Origin of the sequence: Domibacillus sp. A3M-37, assembly GCF_024213455.1 — a bacterium.
Classification (GTDB): domain Bacteria; phylum Bacillota; class Bacilli; order Bacillales; family Domibacillaceae; genus Domibacillus; species Domibacillus tundrae.
In genome coordinates, this window is sequence record NZ_JANAVL010000034.1 from 1 (window position 1) to 14,414 (window position 14,414).

The window sequence follows — 14,414 nt, forward strand, 5'->3', positions numbered from 1 at the left end:
TTTTCTTTTGCTGTGTGACCACACGAATGGCACTTTTGGGAAGTGTAACGAGGATCGACAGCGACCACCTGCTTGCCGTACCATTTTGCTTTGTATTCCAGCATCGTGCGGAATTCCGACCAGGAAACTTCGCTGATCGCTTTGGATAATTGACGGTTTTTCGGCATGTGGGATACTTTCAGGTCCTCAATCCCGATCACATCGTGGTTTTTGATGATCTCGGTCATGATTTTCTGCAAGTAATCAGTCCGTGCGTTCGCAATCTGTTCATGAATACGGACCACTTTCATACGCTGTTTTTGTACATTTTTCGTTTCTGATAAAGGTCTTTTTGCTGAATGGCCAGGCATTGGCGGCGGGAAAGAATGCGTTGCGCTTTGGCCAGCTTCTCTTCTAACGTTCTAAAGAACTTGGTGTTCTTGTACACTTTCCCATTCGAGAGAACGACAAAGTCTTTTAAGCCAATGTCAATACCAACAGCCCCCCATTGCCATGGCATTTGCTAATCACAAGCATAGTATTTTAAGTCCTTCCTCGCAAAAGGTATAATTGTAAGGAAAGGATGTGGTTGATTATGGATACAATGAAGGCAGTAGGACTAACCCGATACCTTCCCATTGAAAATCCAAAAAGTCTGGAAGACGTAGTGATTGAGAAGCCAAAAGCGACGGGCCGTGATATTTTGGTTAAAGTTGCCGCCATATCGGTCAATCCGGTTGACACCAAAGTGCGCGCACCTAAAGACAAAGTTGAGGAAGTTCCTAAAATTTTAGGTTGGGACGTATCAGGGGTTGTTGAAGAAGTGGGACCAGACTGCTCGTTGTTCCGTCCGGGGGATGAAGTGTTTTACGCTGGCAGTATTGCACGACAAGGCGGCAACAGTGAATACCATCTGGTGGATGAACGAATTGTTGGGCGAAAGCCCACTTCCTTAAATTTCTCAGAAGCGGCGGCCCTTCCTCTAACCTCTATTACAGCTTGGGAAGCATTATTTACCCGGATGTTGCTTTTACAGGATCCAATTGCCAACAAAGGAAAATCTTTGTTGATTATTGGGGCTGCCGGGGGTGTCGGATCCATTGCCATTCAGCTTGCAAAACAAGCAGGGCTTACGGTAATCGGTACTGCTTCCCGGCCGGAAACTGTCGATTGGATTCAATCAATGGGCGCCGATTATACCATTAATCATCATGATCCGCTTCTGCCGCAGCTTCAAGCCATTGGGTTTCCAAGCGTTCCGTACATTTTCTGCCTGAATGCTTTGGAGAAACATTGGGCCGGCATCAGCGAGGTTGTTTCTCCTCAAGGGGTTGTATGCGCCATTGATGATCCGACTTCTCCACTTGAGCTTACCCTGCTCAAGCAAAAAAGCGTCACATTCGTGTGGGAGTTTATGTTTACGCGCTCGCTTTTTGGAACAGAGGATATGATTGAGCAGCACCATTTGCTTAATCGGATCGCTGAGGCAGTGGACCAGCAAAAATTGAAGACCACGCTCGCCGAAGTGCTTGGACCTATTTCAGCAGAAAACCTTCGCCAAGCCCACGAACTATTGGAGAGCAATAAGGCGATTGGCAAAATTGTCCTCGAAGGTTTTGCTTAAAAACCCGTTTGAGGAAAGGACAGAGTAAGAGTATTCCGTGGCCCGACCGATCAATAACGATTACTCACAATGGAGGATAGATGAAAAATCCGGCTTCTAATTACCGGCAGATTCCATTTCCCAGAAGAAACTTGCGGTTCCTTGTGATACCGCTCGCCTCGAGTAATCCGCTGCCTTGTAAAACAAACGAGTCTGATTTTACCATTAATCATCTGCTTTATTTTTGTTATTTCCGAAGAGGAGACCCCCTCTTCGGACATTGGCGGCAGACTAAACACGTAATCACGTTCTGATCTTTAAAAATAGCTTCTTCTCTATCATTCTTTATATTTATCCAAGCACCCATTTAAAGAGAAAGATGAAGAAGTGCGAATGGCTCATCGAACAATTAGAAGCGTTTTATCGAAAAAATGGAGTGTATATGCAGCTATTTTTTGAGATTTAATAAAGGACTACGATAACGAAATTTGGGAGTGTGATAAAAGTGACTTCTTCATCCATTGCTTCATTGTGGAGATATCCGGTTAAATCAATGAAAGAACGGTCAAATTCGTATAAGAGATTTCATTCATATTTATTAAAAGAATAGAATATCATAACAGCAAACACCCAAAATCGCCTGCCTTTTTTGGGTGTTTTTCTTTATAGCCTTCTTCTTATTTACTATTTTGTTTTAATCAGCTTTCAAATTCGGTTGCGACAATGCGTTCACCTGTTATACCTTCAGATTGTTCTGAGGCAAGAAAACCCTCCCTTTGTTTTAGTTATTATAAATAATTAAAAATATATATGATAAATATTTATAATAAAATAAAAAAATTGTATAAAATCATATTAAATGATAAAATTATATTGATAATAAGAATATATAACAGTAAATACCTATTCAATTTTTAGAATAAGGAAAAAAACATAAGCATACGCATGTGCGTGAAACAAAAGAGGATAAAGAAAAAAGCGAATTGATTGACGGAAAAGACTCTTTTTTAAATGTTCCATTATGAGGAGGAAAAAAAGGGGTAATCAGTAGCCATTCATCAAAGTGGTCTTTTTAGATGGATACGGATCGTTTGCGAATTTTTTCTTGTCGGAAGTACTGGCATACCAGTTTGAGAAAAAGACTACTTCACAATCGAGTAATAGCATCGGATATGATCATTGATGTGGATTATCACATGTTATTTGCGTAAACCTGTGTGGAAGTGTACATAAGTAAAAAAACAGCCAGGTGGGGAGACCTGGCTGTAAAAGCCGTTTTGATGCTCAGGAGTTAGGGTATTTTAAGCGATGGAGTAACAGTATGAACCAAAGTAAATCCCGCTATACCAATAACATACAGAATCTTGTAAGGATACGTACATAGATATTTTTTAAAGGATGGATAAAACCCATGCAAATAAACCAAGAGAAATATTATTCAGCAAAAGAAGTCGCGGAGATGATTGGCCGCTCTGTTTCTACGGTCCATGCTTATGTCCAGGAAGGAAAGCTAAAACCTGTAGAAGACCCGTGGGGAGGCCATCAAGGGCTTCTTTTTTCTAGAGAAAAGATTGAACAGCTTATCGAAATTATGCCGAAAACGCCGGAAGGCTTAACGTTAAACCAAGCGGCTGAATATCTGCAAACGAACCGAAACTTTATTGCGGCTTATATTAAAGAAGGTCTTCTCCCCGCCTCTGAAGGACAGATAAGAGGGCGAATAATTCCCCTGATCCAAGAAAGCGATCTTAAAGAATTCAGTGAGCTACACGAAAAGAAAATTTGGGAAGACCGGCTTTCCCAGCGGCAATATTACAACAAAAAAGCAAAAGAAGCCGTGTACCAGCGCTTTTCCTCACCTTCCATTCCGGAAGCAAGGCTTATGCGCAAAGGTTTAGGGGACTGGTACTTTCTGGTGCCGGGAACCGATGATACATTCAGCTATATGGAAGGGATCTATACGCATAGGTTAACACCTGACTATTCCATTGAAATGGGCAAGCGCAGCACCAAGCCAGGATATGCAGTGCTCAATCTGCCGGCCGTCTATTCCCTCACCTACCAAGTGATGGATCTGCTTTATCAGCAGGTTCCAGTGGCCAATCTATATATGGAGCGTTTAAAGGACCGATGGATCATTCATATGAAAGATGCCCGATTAAATGGTGTTTCGGTTGAATTAGCTGACTTTATTAAACGCTCAACTAAACAAGGACGCGTAAGGTATGTTCCGGAATATGAGGCACTCAGTATTGAATCGGAGGAGGAATTGCTGTCGGTTTCGTTATCCGTAGATATTAAGGACTGGCTGCGAAAAAAAGGAGAACAGACAGGCAAGAGTATGCAAGATATTGCGGCCGAGATCCTTGAAGAAGTGTATAAACGTGAGCAAGGCTGAAGTAATCATTTTGAAGCACTCCATCAAAAAAGGAGCTGACTTATCTATGAAGTGATCCCGAAAAGTTAGACAGGTTATTTTGTTAAGCAGCTTGTTGGGCATGAGTCCGGTATTGTACCGGGCTCATGCCCTTTAATTTTGCCTTAATTCGTTTGTGGTTGTAGTACTCAATATAGTGTGCCAGCTCCTGCTTAAAGTGCTCGACACTCTCAAATTCATTTAGGTACAGAAATTCTGATTTCATGGTGCCAAAGAAGCTTTCCATAACGGCATTGTCATAACAGTTCCCCTTGCGGGACATGCTTTGTGTAATCTTGTGTTCTTTCAAGGAGTGCCGGTACTGCTTCATCTGATAATGCCAGCCCTGATCAGAGTGAATGAGCAGCTTATCGTCTTCTGAAAGCCGTTCAAAAGAGTTCTCCAGCATCTCTGAGACAAGCGAATAGGCTGGCCTTGAGCCAATCGTGTAGGTGATGATTTCCCCATTAAACAGATCCAGCATGGGCGAGAGGTACAGCTTCTTCCCAAAAAGCTTGAATTCCGTAATGTCCGTTGCCCACTTTTCGTTCGGCTTGTCTGCCTTGAAGTTGCGCTCTAAAATATTAGGTGCCGTTTTGCCTGCTTTCCCTTTATAGGAACGGTATTTCTTCATGCGCACAAGACTTTTCAGCCCAAGTGCTTTCATGAGGCGCTGCACTTTTTTGTGGTTGATAAGATGCCCACGGTTCCGAAGCTCATCCCGGATGCGCCGGTAGCCGTAACGGCCCTTGTGTTCATGATAAATCTCCTGAATGAGCGCTTTGAGTGCTGCATCCCGGTCTAGCCGGCCAAACTGCCTGACCATATAGTAATACGTGCTGCGTGGAATGCCAGCAAGCTGAAGAAGAGCGTTCAGCGGGAAGTCGACCCTTAGTTCATAGACAGCCCTTACTTTGTCTTTTTTATTGATTTTTCCTTGTTTTGAACGAAGGCATTCAACTTTTTTAAATACGCATTCTCCATACGCAAACGTTCATTTTCCGCCTTTAATGCCTCTATTGATCCTTCAGCTGGTGCTTGTTTTTCCGATGTTTTTGGATTCTCATTTTTCATAGGTGGACACCCCTTTTTCTTTGGTTCCAGGGCAGTCGATCCTTGTGCCTCGAAAAGGTGTTGCCAGTTCCAAAGTGTAGAATCAGAAGGCATATTAAATATCGCAGCCGTTTCAAAGATAGACGTCCCGTTTTCGTTCATATAGTTAAGTACGTCTAGTTTATATTGAAATGAATAATTATGTATTTGTTTTATTATTAGGCACAATCATCTGAGGGATTTCATTGTTCAGCTGTTTCGGATTTTTTAACTGCTAGTGAGTTGAACGGTTCAGATAAGGAAAAAACAAATACTTTTTTATTAAACGAATATCTTCTTTATAAACAGCTAAAGGAGCAATTCTAATGAAAACAAATTATATTTGCACTCTGTTTAATGACCATTTTTCTTTTGCCGCTTGTCTTTCAAGTACAAGAGAAATCGTCTGAAAATTCAGATGAAGAACTGACTAAAAAGGCAAGAGTTCAAGAACTTTTAAGTTCAAAAGATGGTGTTACTTTGACAATGAAAAACGAACAGTATACAACGTTCAGCAACAGAATTGTCCTTAACATTCAAAATGACAGCAATACAGAATTCAGCCGCAGTGAACACTTTCTTCTTGAAAAAAATATCGATGGTACATGGTACGAAGTCCCCTCTAAATCGCATTACCTTGATGCAAGGGACCGGGCACTTCATCCACACAAGTTATCCAGGATCGCCCTTTTCACTGATGAATTAGAATATAATCTTGCCCCAGGAGAATACAGGACCACCCATAGCTTGATTCCTGATGGAAATGAAAAAGAGGGCTTCACTCTTGTTGCCCCTTTTGAAGTTATAAAGCAGTAAAAATCTTGATGATTTATGGCTTTTTATTTAGTTAAGTTTTTTGTTTCCTACTTGCGTAATTGTTTTGGGTGTTTTACCTATTCGGAAGGAAAAATGATGCCCTTCATTATCCTTTTAAAATCGAAGCCAGTTTATCAATCGCTTCTTGCAATTTTTCACTGTTTTTGCTGTACATCTCTCTGGTTTCTATTGATTCTGTCGCAAGAGCAAAGCTCTCTAAATCCGCCTGGCATTTTTTCATTGTAGCCAATAAGAGAAGCCGGTCTTGAGGCGATGGGACCTGCAGTTTATCATCAAAAAGATCAACGGTTAATTCCCCATAAGAATTCACCTGTCCAAGAAAAACATTTTCGATCGTAACACCCAACTTGTCCAGTTCAGTGTGCAGCCAACCCCTGCTTCGGCCGATTGTGGCCAATGGATCATCCAGTATGTTCCCATCCATAATCACTGTCTGAGGTTCCTTCACCGATGCAACGGTCAGGTTTAGATCTTTTGGGGTTAACGGCTGGTTTTCTTTTTTTAACAATACACTTAAATTACCCGTTGATTCCAAGACGGCAAACTCTACCTCAGAAACCTGAAAAACGTCTTTTTGTCGAAGCAGTTCCAATAATTCATCCGTTGTGTATCGTTCCTTTTTTAAGTTATCTTCCATTATTTTTCCACCCTTGATGAAAACAACCCCGTGACCTTCTACAAAATCACGAAAGGTTTTGTTCTTTAAAGAAAGTGACCCAGCTAAATAGGGTACTGCCGCAAAGATCCCCATTCCCAGAACCGCGTTCACAATGCTCTTATCAAGCCCTGTGACCATCTCCGCTCCGATGTTGCCGATCGTAATGCCAGTGACATATTCAAAGAAAGAAATCTGAGATATTTGCTTTTTACCCAGCCACTTTGTAATCAAAAAAAGAACGAGTAAAGCCAATAGACCCCGCGACACTACTTCTAACCACTCGGGCACTGCTTCCCACCTCCTGCAAAATATAAGAAAAGCTCGGTTAGATTCATCAATCTTTTCCGTATATTACCTTTGTTTTTAGTAAGGATTTTCTTGCCTCTTTGAACCACGCGTGATTTCTGGCACTAGGCCAAACATTAAAAGCCGGTCTATACACTTCTATCCAGTTCGCGTTTCAAAATTTGACCGATTGCAGTGATTTCTGATTTCCCTTGTATAGTTAATATGTGGATAAATTTACTTTTTTATACTTGATAAATGTATGTAGGTAATAAAAAGTGTAGGTAGGCACACCTGAGTAAAATATTAAAAGGATTCCCTGCATAATCAAAAGCCGTTCGAATTATTCGAACGGCTTTAAAAATTCAGAAATGGACTTATACCTTTGACATTCGAACGAAACTATAGAAGATGTGAAAAGGAAGACGACAAATTTAGTCAAAGGACATTCGTGTTCATCCGCCGAACTTAACACATAAGTGAAAAACATACGTAGAAACCTTATTGAAACTCGCCGCACACCTTTGAAAGCAGGCCGCATTAGGTTGCTTATCAGACACATACGTTGAAACATACCTTGAAAGGATGAGGAAAATCATGACTCAAACGGAAGGTTAAGATGCTGAAAACATACCTGAAAACTTGGAGGATATGCGCTTAACGGTGAAGGAAGCTGCGAACTATGTGAATGAAAGCCCGGGTGTTATGCGCAACTGACTCAGGGAGTTAAAATCGTATATCCCTACTGTACAGGGGGGCAACGGCTACCACTATTTTGATCAGCGGGCGTTGGAAAGACTCATGCTGATCCGCCAACTGAACCGAGACCAGAACTATTCGATCAAGCAGATTGAATATTACTTCGCAACGGGAGAAATACCGGTTAAACCAGAACCGATGAAGGGTGAAGCATCTGATGAAATTCAAAAAAATTTATCGGCTATTATGGATGGAGCGGCTGGATCAGTTTAACCAGGCGTTGGTGATGAAGCAGCAGCACTATATTAAGGAAATCGCTTAATAAGCGGGATCAGCTGCTGCTGGAGTCGCTGAAAGCTTCACAGGAAGCGAAGAAAGCGGAAGTCAAAAAGAAACGGTTTTTCAACTGGTTTGGAAGCGACAATCTGTAAAGCACCCCAAAAACTTTGTGTTTAAAGTAAGCTTTGCACACAGGTTTGCTGAATGAGTGCACGCAAACCAGATCAGAGAATTCGCTTAACGGTGTAAGACATTCATTCAAATTCTCTTTGTTCACGTCCATATGTCTGCCCAGCTGCTGGCTGAAGCTTGCTGCACACAATATGTATGTGCCGGAGCGAATGCCTGCATCCAGTTTTTAACCATGTGAAAACGCCTACATTTCAAAACGGCAGGCGTTTCTTCTTGTTTCTTGCTTTTTCGTTCTGAAACGCACGAGTTTCTGTACATAACAGATGATTAATGAGACACAACTTTGAGCAATGTTTTGAGACACAAAAATAATAGGATTTTCGCTAAAAGAAGCTATTCATAAAAAACATCTCAAAAACCATCGTTTTTGAGACGATCTATATACTAAAAAACAGCCTTCAGATTTCTTGAAAGCTGCCTGTTTTTGAAGGATTGCGGATTTTTCTGGAAATGTACGCCGCTCCACCCACTGAACAATGACCATATGAAAGATCGAGTATGGTTAAATAGGTTCCTGAGGGCTTTCCAAATGAACGATTTCGTCTGTGATCCGGTCGTGTTCCTGCTGTGCTACCTCATTAGAGATAATGCCTTCTTTTAATAAGTTATCAATCGCCTCATATTGGGCATACAAAGAATGCTTTTGTAATATGGTTTGCTGCTTGTTTTTTAAATCTGGATACTTATTAAAAAGCAGCTCTATTTTTTGCTGAAGCTCGATTAATTCTTTTCTGTAGAGGTCGGTCATTTCTTTTGAAATCGTTTCATGAATCAGAAGGTTGCTTTGAATATGCTGGATTTCTTTTATAGCGGTCTCTAAACGATGCCCGCGAGCAATCAATTCTTCATATTCACGATTGCCTTCTTCTTTTTGATTAACGCCTAACCGATCTAAAAGCGGTTTAACAGAAAGTCCTTGAACAACTAATGAAAATAAAACCCACTGAAAGTGAGAATAAGGATGTCCTCCCGCCCTACAAAATCTCTTGTCAGGCTTAAGGCGAGTGCGATAGACAAGGATCCTTTTAACCCACCCCAATTGATCGTGTGTTTCCAGAAAGATAGGAAATTTTTTATAAATGCCAGGCTTACATAAACGGCTACACTTCGGGCGATAAGCACAATGAAAATAGCGGTCAAGACTAACCCCCACTTGTCAGCCCAGTCAATTCTGGTAATTTCGAGTCCAATCATTAAAAAAACAAGAGAGTTGGCCAGCAGAGCAATGACCTCCCAGAAATTGTTGATGTTAAGCTTTGTCGTTGGGCTCATCCCGATTCGTGCTCCGTAATTACCAAAAATAAGCGCAGCCACTACGACAGCAATAACACCTGAAGCTCCAACCGTCTCTGCCAGCAGAAATGAACCGTAAAACAGAATAACGCTGAAAATTATTTCTAACGGATAATCATCATAATACTTGGTGAGCTTAGAGACTCCGTAGCCAAGAGCTCCGCCAACTATCAGGCCAAGGGAAATAACTTTAATAAATTCCCATAATCCGTAACCGGCCCCTTCTATGCCAAGATCCATATAGGTAAGCAGGTAAAAAGCCGATATATTAAATAAAACAACCGTTAATCCATCGTTGAATAAACTTTCTCCTTCAATAACCGTAGCGAGTTTTTTTGGCGCACCTACACTTTTGAAAATAGATAAAACACTGCCGGGTCCGTTGCACTCATGAGGGCTGCAAAAACAAATGCTGCCGGGATGGAAAGGTTTAAAAGCCAGGTAGACGAAAAGCCGACGATCAGAAAAGATAAAAGGGTTCCCCAAAATGCCAGGGCGAGAATAGGCTTTTTATTTTCTTTTAAATGAGAAAAGGGAAGCTTAAATGCCGCTTCTCCTAACAGAGCTGGTAAAAACAATGTAATAATAACAAAATTAAAAGTTTCCGCTTCCGTAATAAAATCTTTCAATGGTTCTAGTCCAGGAATATGAACAAGGCCTATCAGGGCTCCGATGACAACTAGCGCGATAGGGTACGGCTGCTTGAATTTCTTCGCAATGGTTGTAATACCGGCAGCAATCATCACTAAAATAAGACCAAGTTCAAATATATAATGCAAATCCAAATGTTCCTCCACCTGCTTCCCTCCATTGCTTCTATTGGAATGATGAATTGGCGTACCCAAAAGGTTTCCTAACAGCGTGATCACTAAACCTGTTCTTAAAGGCATAATAAGAATAATAAAAATACACCCCGATTAATATATGGTGAATTTCAGGGGATGAAGGGCTGTTTTCACCATAAAAAAAGCTTTCGACTTTGTCGACAGCCCTCTGTTTAACATTAGTAAAATAAAATATCTTCTTATTTGTTGACTGCTTTCTTATTATTGACAGGCGCAACCGTTATACCTGTTGTTTCTTCAAAATCGTACAGGCTGGTCGGCACATCGGTAAAACGTTCTAGCTCGTTGTAAGCCGGAATCCCGTGAAAAGACATATCCAGCCCTTCCTCTTCTTCCCGTTCGCTTACACGCAAACCAACTGTTTTTTCACAAATGACCGCCATCATATGTCCGGCAGTCAGACCCCAGACAACGACTACAGCCGCTCCCAGCACTTGAACACCGAGCAGCTTGGCATCTCCTGTTGTAAAAAGACCTTGAGAAGAATCAAACAAGCCAACAGCGATTGTACCAAACACCCCGTTGAACCCGTGAACCGCTACTGCTCCAACAGGATCATCTACCTTCAAGCGGTCGACAAGCAATGTTGCATAAATGACAATGATGCCGCTGACCGCCCCAATCACGATGGCGCTCCAGCTTTCCACAAATGCACAGCCGGCTGTTACAGCTACAAGACCGGCAAGTACTCCGTTCATCGTCATACTCGGATCTGCTTTACCAAATTTGCTCATTGTCATCAAAAGAGCCGTCGTTCCGCCGCTCGCTCCCGCAAGCATGGTATGCAGGGCAATCGCTGCTAAGGAAGCATTGGTTGCATCAAGTGTACTCCCCGCGTTAAACGCAAACCAGCCGAACCATAAAATAAAAGCGCCGGCAGATGCTAACGGTATATTACTTGGCGCAAATACGTTGACGCTGCCATCTGAATTAAACCGGCCTTTTCTTGCTCCTAAGCGCTTTGCCATTGCAAATGCCGCAAAGCCGCCAAGTGCATGAATGGCCGCAGAACCGGCAAAGTCTTTCATGCCGAGCTGAGCCAGCCACCCTTCGCTGTTCCAAATCCAATGACCTGAAAGGGGATAAACGACGATGCAGATCATAGCTGCAGTTAGAATATACGCTTTAAAGTTCATCCGCTCTGCTACGGCGCCTGAAATAATTGAAATACAGGCTACGGCAAAACCCATTTGAAAAAGAACAAAAGCGGCACTCGGCAAGTCGATTGACATTGTGATTTTCTCAGGACTGCCAAATAAACTGGTGCCAATCAACCCGAACGCATCATCACCGAACATGATGCCAAAACCAATAAGCCAAAACGATAAAGCCCCAACGGTCAGATCGACAAAAATTTTCATGGTGACATTGACCGCATTTTTTGTACGTACAAACCCGGCTTCTAGTAAGCTAAATCCACCCTCCATAAACAGTACCATGGCTGCAGCGATCACTACCCATATAGTGTTTAAATAGATCACTTCCATTAACCTATCTCTCCCTGTTTCAAGTCATCAATTTCAAAGTCTGGCGCACCTGTCCGAATATTATAGGCTTCTAGAATCGGATACACATAAATTTTTCCGTCTCCGTCTTCTCCTGTTTGAGCCGCCCGTATGATTGTCTTGATGGTAGGTTCCACCATATGATCTGAAAGGATAATTTCCATTTTGACTTTTGGATGGAGTGTAACCTTATAACTCTTTCCACGGTAAACACCCTGGGTGTCTTTTTGCTTCCCTCTTCCCACTACTTGAGAGACAGTAAAGCCTGTAATACCAATATTTTTTAATCCTTTAATTGTTTCCGTAATTTTTTCCGGTCTTATGATTGCTTCAATTTTTTTCATCAAACTCACCTCTTGTTAGATTTTCTAACATAAATATGTACTTAATTATAACAACATATATAACTGCGTCAATGGTTCATTATGGGATTTTCCCTTTCATAGCGTTATAGCAAGTGTGTAAAAGAAATCAAGTCGGATGAATATGTTTTTTAGTTACGTTTTAAGGATCTTTGGATTTGGGAAAGATACATTTAATGAAAGAGTTGAAAAAATGAAAGAGTTGAAAATCGGATGCATATAAAAATTTAAAGTTGGTGGGAAAATGGGATTTCAAGGGATAAATCACATTATCATAGTTGGATGGAGCGAAAAAGCAAGAGCGGCAATCCAAGAAATAATAAAAATTGACCAAACTATTAATATCGTCGTCATTGGTAATGATGAAAAACCCCCTATTACAGATAGGCGTCTGATTTATATCCGAGGGAACTCTACGGATGAAGAAATATTACTTCGTGCAAACCTGCCTAAATCAAATTATCGTTTACAGCCAAACCAAAAAAGCCTCAGTTTTTAAAGACTGAGTCGTTTCCAATACAACATAATTCTATGATCTTACCCCCGTCAAGTAGACACCTTTAAAAAGCCTACATCGCCTTTCTTCGAAATTGAACTGCAGAAAGGTTCTTTAATTTCTTTTGATATCTTGCGGTGTTATAAAATTTTATGTATTCATCTATGGCCTGCTCAACCTCAGAAACCTGATTAAATGTCAGAAGGTGAAAGCATTCAGCCTTTAAATGGCCAAAAAAGCTCTCAATACAGGCATTATCGAGGCAGTTTCCCTTTCTCGACATACTGACTCGCATTTGGTGCTTCGTAAGAAGGTGATGATAAGCACGAGAGGTATACGTCACACCTTGATCGCTGTGGAGAAGAGTCCCCTTCACTTTCCGTTTTTGGACAGCTGCTTTCAGTGTGTCCTGTACGAGTTGAAAGTCATTGTACCGGCTTAATTTGTAGGACACCACTTCATTGTTATACAAGTCATAAATAACCGACAAATAAAGACGTTTTTGATTAAAGGGAAGATAGGTAACGTCGGTTACCCATTTTTCATTCGGACGAGTGGCGTGAAATTCTCGATTTAAATGATTCCCTGATACGACGCATGCTTCTTTTCTGCCATAAAAGACCCTCTTCCTGCGGATCTTTGCCTGGATCCCAAGCGCCTTCATGAGTCTGTAGGTTCGTTTATCATTAATCGGCTTTTTAAGGATCTTTCTCAGCCAAACCGTCATTCTTCGGTAACCAAAAATTCCCCGATACTGATTGAAGATCTCAACGATCTTCTTTTGCAGGGCCTGGTTCTCTGCTTGTTTTTTAGAAAGGCTCTTTCCTTTCCTAAGCCATTTATAGCATCCACTTCTTGAGACCCCGGCAATTTCACAAAGAAGGGCAACCGAAAAACGAGCAGACATGTCTTTAATAACTTGATATTCAAGGGTTTTCGTTCTTTTTCTTATCTCTCCTTTCCGGCTTCTAACAGCTTTTCTTACGCTTAGTCAACAGCTTTCTTTTACTTTTTATTAGTGTTTTTTATTTCAAAAGTGTGTGTACGAATTGGGGAATACGGGAGGGAAATTTGTCATTTTGGTCATGCCAAAGAAACCGAGTAAGCTGTCATTTTTTTACTAGGTTCATCTAGGTGTGCTACTATATAAGTAAAGTTATGACGTGGTGGCTGACCGGTAGTCATAGCTTATATTGCGTGCGATAAGAAAGAAGAGATTCTTCAACAGCTTATTCACACACGCGATGGACGCAACTTTATGACACTTGTTATAAGGTTGCGTTTTTAATTTGTCATAATAGTCAACGATGTGATTCTTTCCAAAACGCCGTTGCTTGATCATGTTCTGGATAATGAGGAACAGCAGCTTGCGCAAGTGCTTGTTTCCACGTTTGTTGATTTTATCCTTGTAAAGTGTCTTTCCTGATTGAAAGCGGCGGATATCAATGCCCGCAAAAGCATTCAGCTGCTTATGGTTATCGAACCGATGAATATCTCCGATTTCTGCCATAAGACGCACCGCTGTATTAGGACCAATCCCAGGAAAGCTAAGCATGATTTGATATTCTTCACGACTTTCAGCCAATGGAATCATGTTTTTTATACACTGTTCCTTCTCATGAAGGAGTTCCTGATACCGCTTCGCGTAGGATCTGAGTTGTTCACATAAGACGTCCGTCGAAGAAACGGCTGGATAGGATTGTTTAGCTGCTTCAAGCAGTTCAAGAGCTTTCCTTTCCGCAACTACTGTCGAAATATTTTTATTTGTGTTGTTGCGAATCTTATTCTTGATCACGGTTTTTGAAAGGCCTTGGATAAGTTCCGGATGGGGAAACAACTGGGCCATATTTAAAAACAGCTCCGATTTACTGGT

General features: G+C 41.4%; 10 protein-coding genes and 3 pseudogenes. 5 read left to right on the forward strand and 8 right to left on the reverse strand.

The window, feature by feature from the left end:
• Window positions 1–502, reverse strand: a pseudogene (locus NLX67_RS21390) (RNA-guided endonuclease TnpB family protein); the annotation flags it as partial.
• 81 nt (window positions 503–583) lie between these two features.
• Between NLX67_RS21390 and NLX67_RS21395 the strand changes: the two are divergent.
• Both NLX67_RS21395 and NLX67_RS21400 read left to right on the forward strand, forming a co-directional pair.
• A complete protein-coding gene (locus NLX67_RS21395; RefSeq protein ID WP_254313445.1) occupies window positions 584–1,603 on the forward strand; it encodes a zinc-binding alcohol dehydrogenase family protein in 1,020 nt (339 codons plus the stop codon).
• Between the two features lie 1,390 nt (window positions 1,604–2,993).
• Window positions 2,994–3,980, forward strand: coding sequence for a helix-turn-helix domain-containing protein (locus tag NLX67_RS21400; RefSeq protein ID WP_254313435.1), 987 nt, complete (start codon window positions 2,994–2,996; stop codon window positions 3,978–3,980).
• A gap of 82 nt (window positions 3,981–4,062) precedes the next feature.
• Here NLX67_RS21400 and NLX67_RS21405 read toward each other — a convergent pair.
• A pseudogene (locus NLX67_RS21405) lies at window positions 4,063–5,252 on the reverse strand (IS3 family transposase); the annotation flags it as partial.
• Between the two features lie 195 nt (window positions 5,253–5,447).
• On the opposite strand from NLX67_RS21405, the gene NLX67_RS21410 reads away from it, so the two are divergent.
• Entirely contained in the window at window positions 5,448–5,906 is a 459-nt protein-coding gene (locus NLX67_RS21410) for an immunoglobulin-like domain-containing protein (protein ID WP_254313436.1), read from the forward strand.
• A 106-nt stretch (window positions 5,907–6,012) separates the two neighbouring features.
• Here the strand turns inward: NLX67_RS21410 and NLX67_RS21415 are convergent, their stop codons facing one another.
• Window positions 6,013–6,873 carry a DUF421 domain-containing protein gene (locus NLX67_RS21415; RefSeq protein WP_254313437.1) on the reverse strand — a complete coding sequence of 287 codons (861 nt, stop codon included), beginning with the start codon at window positions 6,871–6,873 and terminating at the stop codon, window positions 6,013–6,015.
• Window positions 6,874–7,608: 735 nt separating this feature from the next.
• Here NLX67_RS21415 and NLX67_RS21420 point away from each other — a divergent pair.
• Entirely contained in the window at window positions 7,609–7,842 is a 234-nt protein-coding gene (locus tag NLX67_RS21420; RefSeq protein ID WP_309143159.1) for a MerR family transcriptional regulator, read from the forward strand.
• Window positions 7,843–8,542: 700 nt separating this feature from the next.
• On the opposite strand, the pseudogene NLX67_RS23400 reads toward NLX67_RS21420, so the two are convergent.
• The 3 genes and pseudogenes from NLX67_RS23400 to NLX67_RS21445 all read right to left on the reverse strand — a co-directional run bounded on the left by NLX67_RS23400 (window position 8,543) and on the right by NLX67_RS21445 (window position 12,027).
• Window positions 8,543–10,076 (reverse strand): annotated as a pseudogene (locus NLX67_RS23400) (cation:proton antiporter).
• Window positions 10,077–10,357: 281 nt separating this feature from the next.
• Window positions 10,358–11,665, reverse strand: a complete 1,308-nt coding sequence (locus NLX67_RS21440) for an ammonium transporter (RefSeq protein ID WP_254313440.1) — start codon at window positions 11,663–11,665, stop codon at window positions 10,358–10,360.
• A complete protein-coding gene (locus tag NLX67_RS21445; RefSeq protein ID WP_254313441.1) occupies window positions 11,665–12,027 on the reverse strand; it encodes a P-II family nitrogen regulator in 363 nt (120 codons plus the stop codon). The genes NLX67_RS21440 and NLX67_RS21445 overlap by 1 nt, the downstream gene beginning before the upstream one ends.
• 262 nt (window positions 12,028–12,289) lie before the next feature.
• Between NLX67_RS21445 and NLX67_RS21450 the strand changes: the two genes are divergently transcribed.
• Entirely contained in the window at window positions 12,290–12,544 is a 255-nt protein-coding gene (locus NLX67_RS21450; protein WP_254313442.1) for an NAD-binding protein, read from the forward strand.
• Window positions 12,545–12,614: 70 nt separating this feature from the next.
• Here NLX67_RS21450 and NLX67_RS21455 read toward each other — a convergent pair whose 3' ends face one another.
• Together NLX67_RS21455 and NLX67_RS21460 are read right to left on the reverse strand one after the other, a co-directional pair.
• Window positions 12,615–13,493: an IS3 family transposase gene (locus NLX67_RS21455; protein WP_309143160.1), complete on the reverse strand. Its 879-nt coding sequence runs from the start codon at window positions 13,491–13,493 to the stop codon at window positions 12,615–12,617.
• A 204-nt stretch (window positions 13,494–13,697) separates the two neighbouring features.
• Window positions 13,698–14,414 (reverse strand): transposase (locus NLX67_RS21460; RefSeq protein WP_254313444.1); only part of this gene is annotated, 717 nt, incomplete at its 5' end.

Excerpts from the sequence above, each read along its gene's own strand:
- NLX67_RS21395 (WP_254313445.1), top strand. The coding sequence starts at position 584 with ATGAAGGCAGTAGGACTAACCCGATACCTTCCCATTGAAAATCCAAAA.
- NLX67_RS21400 (WP_254313435.1), top strand. The coding sequence starts at position 2,994 with ATGCAAATAAACCAAGAGAAATATTATTCAGCAAAAGAAGTCGCGGAG.
- NLX67_RS21410 (WP_254313436.1), top strand. The coding sequence starts at position 5,448 with ATGACCATTTTTCTTTTGCCGCTTGTCTTTCAAGTACAAGAGAAATCG.
- NLX67_RS21440 (WP_254313440.1), bottom strand. The coding sequence starts at position 11,665 with ATGGAAGTGATCTATTTAAACACTATATGGGTAGTGATCGCTGCAGCC.
- NLX67_RS21445 (WP_254313441.1), bottom strand. The coding sequence starts at position 12,027 with ATGAAAAAAATTGAAGCAATCATAAGACCGGAAAAAATTACGGAAACA.
- NLX67_RS21450 (WP_254313442.1), top strand. The coding sequence starts at position 12,290 with ATGGGATTTCAAGGGATAAATCACATTATCATAGTTGGATGGAGCGAA.